Annotated in this window: 14 protein-coding genes and 1 pseudogene; 8 read left to right on the top strand and 7 right to left on the bottom strand. The window is 61.3% G+C overall.

The window, feature by feature from the left end:
- Window positions 1–263: 263 nt before the first annotated feature.
- A complete protein-coding gene (locus HZB49_RS06240; RefSeq protein WP_291609639.1) occupies window positions 264–641 on the bottom strand; it encodes a hypothetical protein in 378 nt (125 codons plus the stop codon).
- Between the two features lie 81 nt (window positions 642–722).
- Window positions 723–1,325, bottom strand: a complete 603-nt coding sequence (locus HZB49_RS06245) for a hypothetical protein (protein WP_291611109.1) — start codon at window positions 1,323–1,325, stop codon at window positions 723–725.
- Between the two features lie 226 nt (window positions 1,326–1,551).
- Here HZB49_RS06245 and HZB49_RS06250 point away from each other — a divergent pair, with 226 nt between their 5' ends.
- Window positions 1,552–4,062, top strand: coding sequence for an arylsulfatase (locus HZB49_RS06250; protein ID WP_291609640.1), 2,511 nt, complete (start codon window positions 1,552–1,554; stop codon window positions 4,060–4,062).
- A gap of 132 nt (window positions 4,063–4,194) precedes the next feature.
- Complete coding sequence (locus HZB49_RS06255; RefSeq protein ID WP_291609641.1) at window positions 4,195–5,265, top strand: transporter; 1,071 nt, start codon at window positions 4,195–4,197, stop codon at window positions 5,263–5,265.
- Here HZB49_RS06255 and HZB49_RS06260 read toward each other — a convergent pair.
- Entirely contained in the window at window positions 5,234–5,455 is a 222-nt protein-coding gene (locus HZB49_RS06260; RefSeq protein ID WP_291611193.1) for a hypothetical protein, read from the bottom strand. The genes HZB49_RS06255 and HZB49_RS06260 overlap by 32 nt on opposite strands.
- Between HZB49_RS06260 and HZB49_RS06265 the strand changes: the two genes are divergently transcribed.
- From HZB49_RS06265 to HZB49_RS06280, 4 genes are all read left to right on the top strand, one after another.
- Window positions 5,436–7,973 carry an arylsulfatase gene (locus tag HZB49_RS06265; RefSeq protein WP_291609642.1) on the top strand — a complete coding sequence of 846 codons (2,538 nt, stop codon included), beginning with the start codon at window positions 5,436–5,438 and terminating at the stop codon, window positions 7,971–7,973. The genes HZB49_RS06260 and HZB49_RS06265 overlap by 20 nt on opposite strands.
- Window positions 7,970–8,314, top strand: coding sequence for a hypothetical protein (locus tag HZB49_RS06270; RefSeq protein ID WP_291609643.1), 345 nt, complete (start codon window positions 7,970–7,972; stop codon window positions 8,312–8,314). The genes HZB49_RS06265 and HZB49_RS06270 overlap by 4 nt, the downstream gene beginning before the upstream one ends.
- A 129-nt stretch (window positions 8,315–8,443) precedes the next feature.
- Window positions 8,444–10,924, top strand: coding sequence for an arylsulfatase (locus HZB49_RS06275; RefSeq protein WP_291609644.1), 2,481 nt, complete (start codon window positions 8,444–8,446; stop codon window positions 10,922–10,924).
- 96 nt (window positions 10,925–11,020) lie between these two features.
- Window positions 11,021–11,473 carry a DUF2721 domain-containing protein gene (locus HZB49_RS06280; RefSeq protein WP_291609645.1) on the top strand — a complete coding sequence of 151 codons (453 nt, stop codon included), beginning with the start codon at window positions 11,021–11,023 and terminating at the stop codon, window positions 11,471–11,473.
- A 203-nt stretch (window positions 11,474–11,676) separates the two neighbouring features.
- Here the strand turns inward: HZB49_RS06280 and HZB49_RS06285 are convergent, their stop codons facing one another.
- The 4 genes and pseudogenes from HZB49_RS06285 to HZB49_RS06300 all read right to left on the bottom strand — a co-directional run bounded on the left by HZB49_RS06285 (window position 11,677) and on the right by HZB49_RS06300 (window position 13,486).
- Complete coding sequence (locus HZB49_RS06285) at window positions 11,677–11,895, bottom strand: hypothetical protein (protein ID WP_291611195.1); 219 nt, start codon at window positions 11,893–11,895, stop codon at window positions 11,677–11,679.
- A 55-nt stretch (window positions 11,896–11,950) separates the two neighbouring features.
- Window positions 11,951–12,274 (bottom strand): annotated as a pseudogene (locus tag HZB49_RS06290) (SDR family NAD(P)-dependent oxidoreductase); the annotation flags it as partial.
- 11 nt (window positions 12,275–12,285) lie between these two features.
- A complete protein-coding gene (locus tag HZB49_RS06295; RefSeq protein ID WP_291609646.1) occupies window positions 12,286–12,885 on the bottom strand; it encodes a 2-hydroxychromene-2-carboxylate isomerase in 600 nt (199 codons plus the stop codon).
- A 49-nt stretch (window positions 12,886–12,934) separates the two neighbouring features.
- Window positions 12,935–13,486, bottom strand: coding sequence for a TetR/AcrR family transcriptional regulator (locus HZB49_RS06300; RefSeq protein ID WP_291609647.1), 552 nt, complete (start codon window positions 13,484–13,486; stop codon window positions 12,935–12,937).
- A gap of 106 nt (window positions 13,487–13,592) precedes the next feature.
- Here HZB49_RS06300 and HZB49_RS06305 point away from each other — a divergent pair, with 106 nt between their 5' ends.
- Together HZB49_RS06305 and HZB49_RS06310 are read left to right on the top strand one after the other, a co-directional pair.
- Window positions 13,593–14,450 carry an oxidoreductase gene (locus tag HZB49_RS06305; RefSeq protein ID WP_291609648.1) on the top strand — a complete coding sequence of 286 codons (858 nt, stop codon included), beginning with the start codon at window positions 13,593–13,595 and terminating at the stop codon, window positions 14,448–14,450.
- Between the two features lie 69 nt (window positions 14,451–14,519).
- Window positions 14,520–15,521: an NADP-dependent oxidoreductase gene (locus HZB49_RS06310; protein WP_291609649.1), complete on the top strand. Its 1,002-nt coding sequence runs from the start codon at window positions 14,520–14,522 to the stop codon at window positions 15,519–15,521.
- The last annotated feature ends 39 nt before the right edge of the window (window positions 15,522–15,560 follow it).

Consider the following 15,560-nt stretch of genomic DNA (forward strand, 5'->3'; position numbering starts at 1 on the left):
CCCGGCAGCATCGCGTTTCTCAGGGCCGCGCGTGTGGGCAGGAGCGGCTTGAGGTGGAGCCGCCGCAGCGCCCTTCGGTGTCTTGGCACCGGATTTCCGCCGCTTGCGTGCCAACGACTGCCCCTTGAATGCTGAGATCGCCGCTACCGATCACGCAATCCCGCTCGGGACTGCCGAACCATCTTCGGTCGGCGTCGCATCAAGTCAAGTCGGGGCGGATCGAGCGCCGGGCAGGCGGGCCGTCAGGAGAAGCGCATCGCCTCTCAAGGCTTCTTGCTGTTTCGGTTCTTGCTTGCGCCCCGCAGCGGTGTCGCGGGTGCGAGGGATTGCGCGTAGCCGGCCATCTGGATGCAGGTAAGCAGGTCGACATAGCTTTCGCTTCCGCCGGCGACGGCCTCGCCCTCGCATTGCTTTTGAACGGCGGCGGAGGCCGCGAGCCAGACAGGAGGGAGCTGTTGTTGCGCGTTATTTTCGTCCCGCATGCAATCATCGTAGCTTTGGGACAAGGCCAGGCCCATGGCCTTGTCGGCCGCGACGGTGGCCTTGCAGGTGGCTTCCACATTGAGATGGGGAACACGGTCGTTGACCGGCACCGTCAACGGACTTCCAAGCATCGCCAGGGACAGCAGTGCAATCTTCATTGGAATAGCCTCCTGCGCGTTTGGTGTCCCGCATCTCTGCGGGGACCGGTCTCAGGTGCAGCGCAATTCGCGTTCAGGGTCTCAGTAGCAGGGCGGATACGGATAGTAACCGCAGGCGGGAGGAGGAGGCGCGTACGCCCCGTAGGCCGCCGCACCGACGGCTGCGGCTCCGGCATAATAAGCGCCGCGATACGCAGTACGCCGTCCTACGCCGGCAAAGGACATCGGCGTGAACGGACGTCCGATGATGTCGATGAAGACCGACGCTGCGCCGTCCGCGCCCTTGATCTCGCCTTCGAGGACGTCGACGTCAAAGGTGAGATTATCGCCTTCGAGCTTGGGGTTCTTCAGCACCACGACTGCATCGCGGACCCCATTACCGTCTCGCTGGAAAGCCGACACTGTCGCGTTTGGCGGGTCCTTGGCGAAATTGTCGCTGCCGGACGCCCAATCCTCGACAATGCGGCTGGTCAGATCGTGGCCGGCGGAGCGGACAGGTCGATCGGCAAACACGATCGCATTGGGCGAGATGCCGCTCAGCACCAGCTTGCCGGCCTGTAGCGTGGCACCTTTCGAATTCAGGACGAACAGCGAGGGCACAATATCGGGCTTGGCTACTCCGATCTTCTTCTGCAGCGGCACGTGAGGCGAAGGAGGAGTCTGGGCGGATGCCGCCTGCACCATTGCGAAGGCAGCAGCCGCGACGACGAAGACACGGAAATTGGCAAGCATTCAATTCTCCATTAATCGACAAACAACCAAATGCAGTCAACGCTGCAAATCAAAACCGGCATTGACGCAAATCAATAAGGGGCGCACCTTATCTGCGATCAATGTTTCTGGCGCCACGCCAAAATATTGATTGCGGCATGGCGGCGGCGGCGGGTGGCAACAAAACGGAGCGCGCACCATGAAGCGAAATCTGGTTGCTTTGTCGCTGGGAGTCTTGCTTGGCCTCGTGCAGAGCGCCGCTGCAATAGCCCAACAGCAAACCACCGGTGTTCCCGGTTCATCGAGCGCCACGACGACGATCGACGGAAAGCAGCTGCCGCCACCCGATCCCAAATTTGGCGGGGTCATCAAGGATGGCGCCCTGCAGTCGAAGCCATGGTGGGCGCCGCGTATCGTGCCGCCGAAGGGCGCACCCAATGTCTTGCTCATCATCACGGACGATGCCGGTTTCGGAGTGCCCAGCACGTTTGGCGGTGTCATCCCGACGCCGGCGATGGATCGAATCGCAAGCGAAGGCTTGCGCTACAATCGCATGTTCTCGACCGCGCTGTGTTCGCCGACCCGGGCAGCGCTCATTACCGGGCGCAACCATCACTCGGCCGGCTTCGGTGTCATCTCCGAGCAGGCGACCGGCTTTCCCGGCTACAGCAGCATTCTCGAAAAGGACAAGGCGACGATCGGGCGCATTCTGCTCGACAACGGCTATGGAACCTCGTGGTTCGGCAAGAACCACAACACGCCGGCGTTCGCGGCGAGCCAGGCGGGACCCTTCGACCAGTGGCCCATCGGCATGGGCTTTGAATATTTCTACGGTTTTGTCGGCGGTGACGCCAACCAGTGGCAGCCGAACCTGTTTCGCAACACCACGCAGATCTATCCGTTCGAGGGCAAACCGGGCTGGAATCTCGTCACCGGCATGGCCGACGATGCCATCGACTACATGACGCGGATGCACCAGATCCAGCCGGATAAGCCGATCTTCATCAAGTACGCACCCGGCGCCACGCACGCGCCTCATCACCCAACCAAGGAATGGGTGGACAAGATCAGCAAGCTGAAACTGTTCGACGAAGGCTGGAACAAGGTGCGCGAGCGCATCTTCGAAAATCAAAAGCGCCTCGGCGTGATCCCGATGGACACCAAGCTGTCGCCCTGGCCGAAGGACGTGCTGAAGGAATGGGACCAGCTGACGGCCGAGGAAAAGAAGCTCTTCATCCGCCAGGCCGAGGTGTTTGCCGCCTACGTCGCCTATGGCGACCACGAGATCGGCCGCGTGATCCAGGGATTCGAGAACCTGGGCAAGCTCGACAACACGCTGGTCATCTACATCAACGGCGACAACGGCACCAGCGCCGAGGGCGGCCCGATGGGCACGCCGAACGAGGTCGCGTTCTTCAACGGGCTCAACGAATTGCCCATTGAAGTGCAGATGAAGTTCTACGACGTCTGGGGCACGGATCAGACCTACAACCATATGTCGGCCGGCTGGTCCTGGGCGTTCGACACACCGTTCTCCTGGTTCAAGCAGAACGCGTCCCAGCTCGGAGGCATCAACCAGAACATGGTGGTCTCATGGCCGGCACGCATCAAGGACAAGGGCGGCCTGCGCGAGCAGTTCGTCCATGTCATCGATGTCGTGCCCACGATCCTGGAGGCCGCCGGCATCCGCGCGCCGGAGTTCGTCGACGGCATCAAGCAGAAGCCGATCGAGGGCACCAGCTTTGCCTACACATTCGATGCGAAGAACGCCAAGGCATCGACACGTCACAAGACCCAGTACTTCGAGATGATGGGCCAGTGGGCGCTGTATGACGACGGCTGGTTCCTGAGCACGAAGGTCAACAGGGCTCCCTGGGAGGCCTTTGGCCCGGCCAACACTGATCCGCTGAACAAGCAGGTGCTCGAGCTCTTCAATCTCAACAAGGATTTCAATCAGACCGAAAACATCGCGTCGAAATATCCGCAGAAGGTCAAGGAGATGAAGGACAAGTTCATCGCCGAGGCAAGGAAGTACCAGGTCTTCCCGATGGATGCATCGGTCGGTGCACGTGCCATCGCGCCGCGGCCGAGCATCGCTGCCGGCCGCAAGGAGTTTGTCTACACCCGGGCAATGACGGGGCTGCCCCAGGGAGACTCGCCGCTGCTGCTGAATACCTCTTATACGATCACCGCCGACATTGAAGTGCCGCAGGGCGGCGCCGAGGGCATGATCCTGACCTCGGGAGGACGGTTTGGGGGCTACGGCTTCTATTTGCTGCAGGGCAAGCCGGTGTTCCTGTGGAACATGGTCGATCTCGAGCGCCACAAGTGGGAGGGCGCCGACGCGCTGTCGCCCGGCCGGCACACGATCGAGTTCGATTTCAAGTACGAAGGGATCGGCGTCGGCACGCTCGAATACAACAACTTCAGCGGTCTCGGCCAGGCCGGCACCGGCACGTTGAAGGTGGACGGCAAGGAGGTCGCCACAAAGCGGATGCCGAAGACGCTGCCTATGATCCTGCAATGGGATGAAAGCTTCGACATCGGCTCCGACACGCTGACCGGCGTGAACGATGCGGACTACAAGCCGCCCTTCACATTGACGGCCAAGCTCAACAAGCTGACGCTGAGGGTCGATCGGCCGCAACTGTCGCCCGCAGACATCAAGAAGCTGCAAGCCGCCATGCAGGAGAAGGCCAAGAGTGATTGATCGCGGCCCGGAGGCAAAGTGTGACATTTGAGTTTCAAGCGAAATAGATCGAGGCGGTCGAACCGCTTTCCTGTTGCATCAGGAAGCAACGGGGAATCAGCTGGCATCATGACCGAGCGTAGGAGATTGCTAATGCAGCGTGACGCACCGGAATTCAGGCGCCTGCGGCGACGGCTGAGTGTGGGCCTAGCCGCCGCCGCGCTTGCTTCGCTTTCCCCGCAGATCGCCCGCGCCGACGAGAGCGGTATCTCGTTCTGGCTGCCGGGATTATACGGCAGCCTTGCTGCCACGCCGGGCACGCCGGGCTGGTCGATCGCCGCGATCTATTATCATACGAGCGTGAATGCATCGGGTGCCGCCGCCGCCTCCCGTGAATTCCAGGTCGGAAGGTTCTCGCCGAACGTCAACATCGATCTCAATGTGTCCCTGCGCGGCCAGGCCGATCTGGTGTTCCTCGCGCCGACCTACACCTTTGCGACGCCGGTGTTCGGCGGCCAGCTGTCGGCGACGCTCGCCAGCGTCTACGGCAGAAATTCCGCGAGCATCGCCGGCACCTTGACCGCGATGGCGGGACCGATCGTGATCACTCGCAACGGATTCCTCGAAGACGCACTCACCTCCTATGGCGATCTCTATCCGACCCTGAAACTAAAGTGGAATAACGGCGTCCACAACACCATGGTCTACGCCGCGGGTGATATTCCCGTCGGCGATTACAATCCAAACCGGCTCGCCAATATCGGCATCGGTCACGGCGCCATCGACTTCGGCGGCGGTTACACCTATCTGAACCCAACGACCGGCACTGAACTGTCAGGCGTTGCCGGCTTTACCTACAATTTCAAGAACCCCGATACGCAATATCAAAGCGGCATCGATTTTCATTTCGACTGGGGTGTGTCGCAGTTCCTGTCGAAGCAGGTCTTCGTCGGCTTCGTTGGCTATGCCTATCAGCAGATCACCGACGACACCGGGCAACCGCCCGTTCTCGGCGGATTTCGTTCGCGCGTTTTCGGCATTGGCCCGCAGCTTGGTTATATTTTCCCGATTGGAGCCAATCAGGCGTTTCTGGGCTTGAAGGGATATGGCGAGTTCGACGCCGCCAACCGGCCATCCGGCTGGAATACGTGGCTGACATTCTCGATCTCGGAGGCGGTGCCCGCCAGTACCGTCAGGCCGACCAATCATCAGATGAGAAAATAGCGCGCCCGAGGCGCGCGCGAGGCTCGGTAATTTTTTTGGCCCGGCGAAGCGGAGACGGAATACCGGGGAGCGCTTGACCTGCATCAACGGCGATCTTCACATCGCAGCCATTGTGCAAATTCGTGACTTTTTTGCTTAGCGAACGCCGTTTCTCGACAGGAGTTTCCGCCATGAAGATCAGTCGCAGCATGCTTGCGGCCGCTGGATTTATTGCTCTTGGGTGTGTCCCGGCATTGGCTCAGCAGGTCACGGGTGTCCCGGGTTCGCCCGGTGCTACCACCACGATCGACGGAAAACAGCTTCCGCCTCCCGAACCGAATTTCGGCGGGGTGATCAAGGAGAAGGCTTCGGAGTCGACGCCATGGTGGGCTCCGCGCGTCGTGCCCCCGAAGGGCGCGCCCAATGTGCTGCTCATCATGACCGACGATGCCGGCTTCGGTGCGCCGGGCACGTTTGGCGGAGTGGTGCCGACGCCGGCGCTCGACCGTATCGCCGCGCGGGGACTGCGCTACACCAATTTCCACTCCACCGCACTTTGCTCGCCGACGCGGGCCGCCATCATCACCGGACGCAACCATCACTCGGTGGGTACAGGCGTGGTAGGTGAACTGGCAACCGGGTATCCGGGTTACGACACGATCATCCCGATCGACAAAGGCACCGTCGGTACGATCCTGAAGGAGAATGGCTACGCCACTTCGTGGTTCGGCAAGAACCACAACACGCCTTCGTTCCAGTCGAGCCAGGCCGGACCGTTCAATCAGTGGCCCACCGGCATGGGCTTCGAGTATTTCTATGGCTTCGTCGGCGGCGATGCCAGTCAGTGGCAACCCAACCTGTTCCGCAACACGACGGCGATCTATCCGTTCCAGGACAATCCCGGCTGGAACCTGACGACCGCGATGGCTGATGATGCCATCCAGCACATGAAGCAGCTGAAGGAGATCGCGCCCGACAAGCCGTTCTTTGTCTATTACGTCCCGGGTGGCACGCATTCACCGCATCATCCGACGCCGGAGTGGATCAAGAAGATCGGCGACATGAAGCTGTTCGATCAGGGCTGGAACAAGCTGCGCGAGACGATCTTCGCCAATCAGAAGCGGCTGGGCATCATGCCCGACTACGCCAAGCTGACGCCGTGGCCGAAAGAACTGCCGCAGTGGGATTCCATCAGTGAGGTCGAGAAGAAGCTCTTCATCAAGCAGGCCGATGTCTACGGCGCCTATCTCGCCTACACCGATCACGAGATCGGCCGGGTCATCCAGGCCGTCGAAGACCTCGGCCAGCTCGACAACACCCTCATCATCTACATCAGCGGCGACAACGGTGCGAGCGCGGAAGGCATGCTCAACGGCACGCCGAACGAGTTCACCACCTTCAATGGCGTCGCGGTGCCGGTGAAGGCCCAGTACCTCTGGTACCCGTTCTGGGGATCGGACAAGACGTTCCCGCATTTTGCCGCGCCGTGGGCGTGGGCAATGAGCACTCCGTTCAAGTGGGTGAAGCAGGTACCGTCGCATTTCGGCGGAACGGCACAGGGCATGGCCATCTCCTGGCCCGGCCATATCAATGATTTGGGTGGGATCCGGCGCCAGTTCCACCACGTCATCGATGTCGTCCCGACTATCCTCGAAGCTGCGGGTATCTCACAACCCGAAATCGTCAACGGCATCAAGCAGAGCCCCATCGAAGGGGTGAGCATGGCGTACACGTGGGACAAGGCCAACGCGAATGCCCCGACCCGGCACACGACGCAATATTTCGAGATGCTGGGCAATCGCGGCATCTATCACGATGGGTGGATGGCATCCACGACGCCGATAACCCTCCCGTGGGAGCTGAGCAGCGCTCCTGCGCCGGATGTCATCACCGGCTACAAGTGGGAACTGTACAACGTCAAGGAAGACCCCACCCAGTACAACGACCTCGCCGCCCAGATGCCGGAGAAGGTCAAGGAGTTGCAGGCCATCTTCGATACGGAGGCGAAGAAGTACAATGTGCTGCCGCTCGACAACACGACGCTGCCGCGCTGGAATGCGCCGCGCCCGAGCCTCACGGCGGGACGAACGGTGTTTACCTATTCCGGCGAACTGAGCGGCGTGCCGGCCAGCGCTGCGCCGAGCATCCTGAACAAGTCCTACACCATCACCGCCGAGGTCACGATTCCCAAGGGCGGTGCGGAAGGCATGATCGTGACGGAAGGCGGGCGCTTCGGCGGCTATGGTCTCTTCCTGAGCAAGGGCGTGGGCGGCTTCCGATCCGGCAAGCCGGTGTTCCTCTACAACCTGCTCAACCTCAAGCGCACGATCTGGTCGGGGCCGGAGCTCGGCGCCGGCAAGCACACCATCGTGTTCGACTTCAAGTCCGATGGTCCCGGCCTGGGCAAGGGCGGTACGGGCGTGCTCATCGTGGACGGTAAGGAAGTGGACAGGAAGTCCATCGAACACGGCACGCCGGTCACATTCCCTGAGGACGAGACCTTCGACGTCGGCTTGGACAGCCGCACGGGCGTCGCGATGATCGAATATCGCTACGATCCGCCGTTCAAGTTCACCGGCAAGATCAACAAGCTGACGTTCAAGCTCGAACCGGAGATCAAGGACCCGGCGCAAGCCAAGGCGGAACTCGGATCCAGGCCGGCGCCGGAGCCGGATCCCATTGAAGCGACGAAGCCTCAAAAGCCAGCCGCGAACGTCGGGAAGAAATGAAAAGCGCACTGGCGTTCGCTGCCATCGGCGAAGCGGCGACGGGACTGGCGCTTCTGATCGTCCCGTCGCTGGTCGGTCAGTTGCTGCTTGGCGAGCCACTTGTAGGCATCGCCATACCGGTTGCACGCGTGGCCGGCATCGCCCTGATTGCCCTGGGGATCGCCTGCTGGCCGGGTCCGCCGCTGCTCGGCATGCTGACCTACAGTGCGCTGGTAACGCTGTATCTTGCCTATCTCGGTTTTGCGGGCGGTTTGTCCGGCGTCCTTCTCTGGCCGGCGGTCATCCTGCACGCGATCCTGACCGCGCTATTGGCTCGCGACGTCGTGCGAATGAGGCAATGAAGTTTGCTCGCCTCGTGAGAGGCCCGCTCAATTTCGGGAACTGCCGAGCTGGCAGGAGTATTGATCCGGATCAATCACCGCTGCCTGATCGATCGTTAGCTTGAATTCTTCTGTTCATGGAGCAATGGCATGTCGATAGTTCGCACCACGGCTTTCGCGGCGATCCTCTTGATCGCCGGCTCCGCATCCGTGCTCGCACAGGGCGCTGCAGGCACACCGGGATCGCCGGCCGCGACGATCACCATTCCTGGCGATCAACTTCCGCCGCCGCCGCCGAAATTCGGCGGTGCCATTACAGAGGACGCCAAGGGCTCAAAGCCTTGGTGGCCGCCGACGGTCGTGCCGCCCAAGGGGGCGCCGAACGTGCTGCTAATCATGACTGACGACTCCGGTTACGGCGTGCCGAGCACCTTCGGCGGCGTGATTCCGACGCCGACGCTCGATCGCATCGCCAGCAGAGGTCTGCGCTACACCCAATTCCACTCGACGGCTCTTTGTTCGCCGACCCGCGCCGCGTTGATCACGGGCCGCAACCATCATTCGGTGGGATATGGCCAGATCAGCGAAATGGCCACTGGCTACCCGGGCTATGACTCAATCATAGGACCGGAGAACGCCACCGTCGGCCGGATGCTCAGGGACAACGGCTACGCTACTTCATGGTTCGGCAAGAACCACAATACGCCTTCTTTCCACTACAGCGCGGCGGGGCCTTTCGATCAATGGCCAAGCGGGATGGGCTTCCAGTATTTCTACGGCTTTATGGGTGGTGAAACCGACCAGTGGACCCCGTACCTGTTTCGCGACCACAGCCCCGTGTATCCGTGGATCGGGAAGAAGGGCTACAACCTCGTCACGGACATGGCGGACGACGCAATCCGCTACATGAAGGAGCTCAACGCCTCGGCTCCTGACAAGCCGTTCTTCGTCTACTACGTGCCCGGCGCGACGCATGATCCGCATCAGCCGACCAAGGAGTGGATCGACAAGATCAGCAAGATGCGCCTGTTCGATCAGGGTTGGGAGAGGCTGCGTGAACAGATATTCGCCAATCAGAAGCGCCTCGGCGTCGTTCCCGCGAACACGCAGCTCACGCCTTGGCCCGCCGAGCTGCCGAAGTGGGATTCGCTCTCCGACGTGAAGAAGAAGATTGTCATTCGCCAGGCTGATGTGTTTGCGGCATACACGGCCTACAACGATAACGAGATCGGTCGCGTCATCCAGGCGATCGAGAGCATGGGTAAGCTCGACAACACGCTGATCATCTACATCAACGGTGATAATGGCACGAGCTCGGAAGGCTCGATGATGGGTACGCCGAACTTCATGACCGTCGCCAACGGCGTGCTTGAGCTGCCCGAGATCGAGTATCTACGAAACTACGAAGCTTGGGGCAACGAGCAGACCTATCCGCACATGGCCGTGCCATGGGCGTGGGCATTCGATACGCCGTTCAAGTGGGTCAAGCAGGTGGCGTCGCATTTCGGCGGGATCCGACAAGGTATGGCCATCTCTTGGCCGGGCCACATCAACGATGTCGGCGGCATCCGCACGCAATTCCACCACATGATCGATGTCGCACCGACAATCCTTGAAGCGGCCGGCATTAGGGCGCCGGACATGGTTGACGGCATCAAGCAGAAGCCGATCGAGGGCGTTAGCATGGCGTACACGTTCGACAAGGCGAACGCCAACGCACCGTCGAAGCGTACCACCCAATACTTCGAGATGTTCGCCAATCGTGGAATCTATCACGAAGGCTGGTACGCCTGCACCACGCCGCCCGTTCCGCCTTGGCTCGTCGGGACGGCGAAGATGCCCGACGTCTTGGATTACAAGTGGGAACTCTACAACATCGCCGAGGACTTCTCGCAGAACAACGACCTCGCGGCGAAGAATCCCGAGAAGCTGAAGGAGTTGCAGGCGTTGTTCGTGCAAGAGGCGAACAAGTACCAGGTCTTCCCGCTGGACAACGCTGTGCTCACGCGCCTCATCACGCCGCGGCCAAGCGGGACGGCCGGGCGAACGGAGTTCACCTACGTGGGTGAGAACGTCGGCATTCCAGTCGGCAACGCTCCGAGCATCCTGAATCGGGACTACAAATTCACTGTCGAAATCACGATCCCGAAGGCCGGTGCCGAGGGAATGATCGCTACAATGGGCGGTCGGTTCGGCGGCTATGGACTCTACCTGCTCGGCGGCAAACCGGTTTTCGTATACAACCTTTTGAACCTGAAGCGCTATCGTTGGGAAGGGGGCGTCGGAGCGGAGAACTGGTTGGGCCGGTCGCTTGATCCGGGCAAGCATACCATCGTGTTCGATTTCAAGTATGACGGACCGGGTCTCGGCAAGGGCGGCACCGGCGTGCTGTCGGTCGATGGGAAAGTGCTGGCGCGCCAGAAGATGGAGCGCACGATTCCATTCCTGATGTCGCTCGACGAGTCCTTGGACATTGGGTTGGATACCCGCACGCCCGTCGACGATAGCTACAAGCTGCCGTTCCGTTTTACCGGCACAATCGACAAACTGACCATCAAGACCGGGCCGGAGCAATTGGCCGCAGCCGACCGCGAGCGAATGAAGCGGGCACTCGCCACCGCGCACGATTGATCGACAGAGCTGTTGCAGATCGCGGGCCCCGTGGGTGCCCGCGGTCATCAGGTTTCCGTGCGCCGCGAAAGAGCGCGATCCCCAGGTGGTTGTGTGATGGAGAATGTAATCCAATTGATTCCGGTAACGCCTTCGATCGACCAACTGGCACGGATCATCGGTAACGTGGCAGCCCCGGCTTTCCTGCTGGGAGCGGTCGCGTCCTTCATCTCGGTACTTATTTCCCGCATCAACCGGGTGATCGACCGAACCCAGTTCCTTCACGGCCTGACTGAGGGCGATGCTTCAAAGGCTTACCTCAAGGCGGATATTCCCCGCCTGCGTCGTCGGGCCGCGCTCTTGAACAGATCGCTGTTCTGCTCCATTCTTTCTGCAATCCTCACGGCGCTCATCATCATTGCTGCTTTCATCTGTGCGCTGTTCAACGTCGCCCACGAATATGGCATCGCCATACTGTTCATGGCGGCTCTGCTGACGTTCTGTGCGTCCCTCATCGACCTCGCCCGCGAAACGAGAATTGCGCTTCACGACAACGATCTTCGAACGTAAGTGTGGTCCGGTGCTCGAACGTTCGGTCGGTGGACGTGGCAAAGGCTTCCGGTACACCCCGGCCACACTACTCCGCCTGCAGCCATTCCGCCGCGCCGCGCCACAGCGTGTCGCGGTACTCGGGGCGGAAGATGTGACCGATCTTCTTCACGCCGGCGTGTCGCCCTCGCGGGCAAGCGCCGATGGCGTTTGTTACCTTCGAGCTACCACGTTTCCGCGTATGGCCTGACCTCGACATTGAACGACCATGCCGAACGGGGCTGACCTGCCAGGTGCCATGCTTCGTCGGCGATCGCGGCGGGCGCGATAAAGAAGTCGTCGGGCTTCTGCTTGAAGCGCTCGCGGGCCCAGGGCACGTCGATCACGGCATCGATGACGACATAAGCAACGTGCACGCCTTTTGGCCCGAGATCCCGGGCCATGGCCGGCGGTTACCATGGCCGGTGCCACGCGGCGTGCGAGATAGAGCAAACCCATGGTGTTGACCTGGAAGTTGCGATTGAGCATGGCCGGGTCGATTTCCATGAACGTCCCCCAGCCGCCGCCCACGGCATTGTGGATCAACACGCTTGGGGCTCCCATCTCGCGCTCGACCCGATCCATGGCAGCATCTACCTGGGATTGGTCCGACACATCGCAGACATAGGCCTTTGCCGACGGGACCTGTTTCGCGAGATCGGCCAACCGCCCGGCGTCTCGTGCCAGCATGGCAACACGATAGCCGCCTGCAGCGAAGCGGCGCACCAGCGCCGATCCCGTTCCGGGGCCAACCCCGCTTACGACACAAACCGGTTCTGCCATCTGAATTCTCCTTAAGTCGCGGAACGAAGGGCCTCGGCAACGAAGTCAAGGCGGTCGTTGCCGAAGAACATCTGATTGCCAACGAACATGGTCGGCGCGCCGAACACGCCGCGCTCGGCCGCCGCTTTCGTTTCTGCGTCAAGCCTTGCGATGGTGGCCTCGGCGTTCGCGCGCTTGACGAGCGCGGAGGCCTCGAGCCCTGCTTTTTCCAACAGGTCGAACAGTACCGAACGTTGGGAAAGATCGACCGGCCGGCCCCAGATCGCGGCAAAGACCGCTGTGACGTACTCGGCGCCTCTGCCATCCTCGATAGCGACGAGCGCGCCTCGGTCCAGCTCGGCAAAATCAAGGGATTTCGAGTGCGGGTTTCTGGAAAAATCGACATTGTAGCGCTTGACCCAGCGCTGCAGATCCGAGCCTGCGTATTTGCCCTTGTTCTTGCACTCGATCGTGGTCGGCCGGTTGCCGACGATCGTCATCAGTTCGAGGATACGAAACGGACGATAGACGATCGTTGCACCATGTTCGGCCGCGAGCTTCGGCAGCTGGGTGTGCGCGAGATAGGAGTAGGGGCTCGGGAAGTCGAAATAGAACTCGACTGTGCGCGTCATGATCGTCCTCGTCTCTGGGCTGAACGGCGGGTCTGATTGCGAGAGGCGATCAGGCGTCCAGCCTGTTCCTGGTCGCGCGAAGGATGTCGTCCGACAGTCTTGGATCGCTCACGGCGCGGGCGAGCACGAGCGCCCCGACCAGAGAGGCGACGGTCGCAAGCGCCTCCTCGTCCCGCCGTCCTTGCCTGACCCTGGAATCAATTCGGCCGCTCACCCAGCCGGTCATGGCCTTCACTCCGGCGGTGAATCTCTCTCGCACTGCCTTGCTTTGGCGCGGCATCTCGCAACACAGGGCTGCCAGCGGGCAGCCGCTGCCCACCCTGTCCCGGTGGGCCGCCGAAAGATATTCCGAAACGTAGTCGCTCAGCGCCAACGCTTCGGGCACTTCTTGCCCCTTGGCTTCTATCACATGGGCCACGGCTTCTTCGACGAGCCGTTCCCTGGAGCCGAACTGGCTGTACAGGCTGCCGTGGGTCATCCCGGCCGCTTCGGTCAGTGCGTCAACGCTTACGCCGGCGATGCCGCGCTCGCGCATCAGGCGTGAGGCAGCCTTGAGGATCCGCTCGCGATTGCTGGCGGCTTGTTCCTTTGAAACGCGCATGTCGCTGTCCCGGGGTCTTGACAAATAGAATGACGATCGTCATCTATACTAATAATTACGATCGTAATCAAAGTCAACAGCCAATCGCGTCGTCAGGAGCAGGGTCATGACCAGGATCAACCCACGGATCGCACTCGTTACCGGTGCCTCGTCAGGCATCGGCGAAGCAACGGCGGAGCGGCTCGCAAGCGCCGGCTACAAGGTCTACGGCACCAGCAGGCGAGGAGCCCAGGCCGGCCGGCGATCGTTCGAGATGCTGGCCCTCGACGTCACCAGCGACGAATCCGTGCAAGCCGCCGTCGGCAATGTGATGCGGCACGACGGCCGCATCGATCTGCTCGTGAACAATGCCGGCTTCGGCGTCGCTCCCGCCGGAGCGGAAGAGAGTTCGATCGATCAGGCCCGGTCGATCTTCGAGACGAATTTTTTCGGGCTGGTCCGGATGACCCGCGCCGTCCTGCCTCACATGCGGCGCCAGGGCAGCGGTCGCATCATCAACATCGGCTCCGTGCTCGGCTTTCTGCCGATGCCGTATGGCGCGCTCTACTCCGCCACCAAGCATGCGGTGGCGGGCTATTCGGAATCGCTCGACCATGAACTGCGCACCAGGGGGGTTCGGGTCTCGGTCGTCGAGCCCGCCTATACGAATACGGCATTCGACGCGAACTTCATGGAGCCGGATGCCAAGCTCGACGAGTATCGCGAGGCCCGGGCCGGCGTGAGCAAGAGGGTGAGGGAAGTGATGCCGGTTGCCGAGCATCCGGGCGTTGTGGCCGACACCGTGCTGAGGGCGGCCGACGCAGCGCAACCGAAGGTGCGATACACGGCCGGCAGGCTGGCGAAGCGCCTGCGCCTTCTCCGCAGATTTGCGCCAGCCGGCCTGGTGGATGCCGGGATTCGAAGGGATCTGCGGCTCGATGCGCCGCTTGCTTCACTGCCTCCGCGCACCGCCCGAGCTTTCTGACAACGTGCGGCTGGTGCAAGCGTCGCCTCCTGTCGGGCCATATCCAGCGTCTTTCGGGTAGGAGAAAACATGAGAGCACTCGTCTTCAAGCGCTACGGCAAGCCAGATCAGGTCACTTTCGCTGATATTGCCCGGCCAGTGCCCATGTCGGACGAAATTCTCGTTCAGGTCCACGCGGCGGGCCTCAACCCGATCGACAACATGATTCCGAAAGGAACGTTCAAGCCCATCCTCCGGTTTCAGCTTCCGGCCACGCTGGGCAGCGATCTGGCGGGAGTCGTTGTGGAGGTCGGAAGCCGTGTAACCCGTTTCAAGCCTGGCGATGCCGTCTTTGCCAGTATCTTCGACCTGGGCACGGGCGCTCTGGCTGAATTTGCGCTCGTGCCCGAGAGCGCGGCCGCGCTGAAGCCGGCGAATCTCGATTTTGTGCAGGCGGCCTCGATCCCGATGGTCGGATTGACGTCATGGCAAGCGCTCAAGGAGCGCGCACGGCTTAAGCCCGGCCAGAAATTGTTCGTCCCCGCAGGCGCCGGAGGTATTGGCACGTTCGCGATCCAGCTCGCGAAATACCTCGGTGCAAAGGTAGGGACGACGACAAGTACTGGTAACAGGGATCTGGTAGGGAGCCTCGGAGCCGATGAGGTGATTGATTACAAGAAGCAGCAATTCGAGGAAGTGCTGCAGGACTACGACGCCGTGCTGGGCACGGTTCGGGGCGATGCAATCGAGAAATCCCTTCGGATATTGAAGCCCGGGAGCGCCGTCGTCTCGCTCATCGGTCCGCCGGATGCCGCATTCGCTTGCGCCCGCGGCATGAACTTCTTCATGGTGTTCCTGTTCGGGTTGCTGAGCCGCAAGATCATCCGCCATGCCAGGAAGGGCGGCACCGCGTACTCGTTCCTGTTCGTGCGTCCAGACGGCAGCCAGCTCGCAGAGATCGGTGAGCTTCTCAAGGCAGGAAGCATCCGGCCGGTGATCGACAAGGTATTTCCGTTCGAACAGGCCAAGGAGGCGCTTGCGTATCTCGAAAAAGGCCGCGCCAAGGGCAAAGTCGTCGTTCAGATGAAGTAACGGCGTCGAAAGCAGCTGCTGGCGGCGAGATCACATCGG

The organism is Bradyrhizobium sp., assembly GCF_016219575.1.
GTDB lineage: Bacteria > Pseudomonadota > Alphaproteobacteria > Rhizobiales > Xanthobacteraceae > Bradyrhizobium.

Bases quoted from the DNA above. Each gene is read 5' to 3' on its own strand.
- HZB49_RS06240 (WP_291609639.1), bottom strand. From the start codon at position 641: ATGAAGATTGCACTGCTGTCCCTGGCGATGCTTGGAAGTCCGTTGACG.
- HZB49_RS06245 (WP_291611109.1), bottom strand. From the start codon at position 1,325: ATGGTGCAGGCGGCATCCGCCCAGACTCCTCCTTCGCCTCACGTGCCG.
- HZB49_RS06250 (WP_291609640.1), top strand. From the start codon at position 1,552: ATGAAGCGAAATCTGGTTGCTTTGTCGCTGGGAGTCTTGCTTGGCCTC.
- HZB49_RS06255 (WP_291609641.1), top strand. From the start codon at position 4,195: ATGCAGCGTGACGCACCGGAATTCAGGCGCCTGCGGCGACGGCTGAGT.
- HZB49_RS06265 (WP_291609642.1), top strand. From the start codon at position 5,436: ATGAAGATCAGTCGCAGCATGCTTGCGGCCGCTGGATTTATTGCTCTT.
- HZB49_RS06260 (WP_291611193.1), bottom strand. From the start codon at position 5,455: ATGCTGCGACTGATCTTCATGGCGGAAACTCCTGTCGAGAAACGGCGT.
- HZB49_RS06270 (WP_291609643.1), top strand. From the start codon at position 7,970: ATGAAAAGCGCACTGGCGTTCGCTGCCATCGGCGAAGCGGCGACGGGA.
- HZB49_RS06275 (WP_291609644.1), top strand. From the start codon at position 8,444: ATGTCGATAGTTCGCACCACGGCTTTCGCGGCGATCCTCTTGATCGCC.
- HZB49_RS06280 (WP_291609645.1), top strand. From the start codon at position 11,021: ATGGAGAATGTAATCCAATTGATTCCGGTAACGCCTTCGATCGACCAA.
- HZB49_RS06285 (WP_291611195.1), bottom strand. From the start codon at position 11,895: ATGGCCCGGGATCTCGGGCCAAAAGGCGTGCACGTTGCTTATGTCGTC.
- HZB49_RS06295 (WP_291609646.1), bottom strand. From the start codon at position 12,885: ATGACGCGCACAGTCGAGTTCTATTTCGACTTCCCGAGCCCCTACTCC.
- HZB49_RS06300 (WP_291609647.1), bottom strand. From the start codon at position 13,486: ATGCGCGTTTCAAAGGAACAAGCCGCCAGCAATCGCGAGCGGATCCTC.
- HZB49_RS06305 (WP_291609648.1), top strand. From the start codon at position 13,593: ATGACCAGGATCAACCCACGGATCGCACTCGTTACCGGTGCCTCGTCA.
- HZB49_RS06310 (WP_291609649.1), top strand. From the start codon at position 14,520: ATGAGAGCACTCGTCTTCAAGCGCTACGGCAAGCCAGATCAGGTCACT.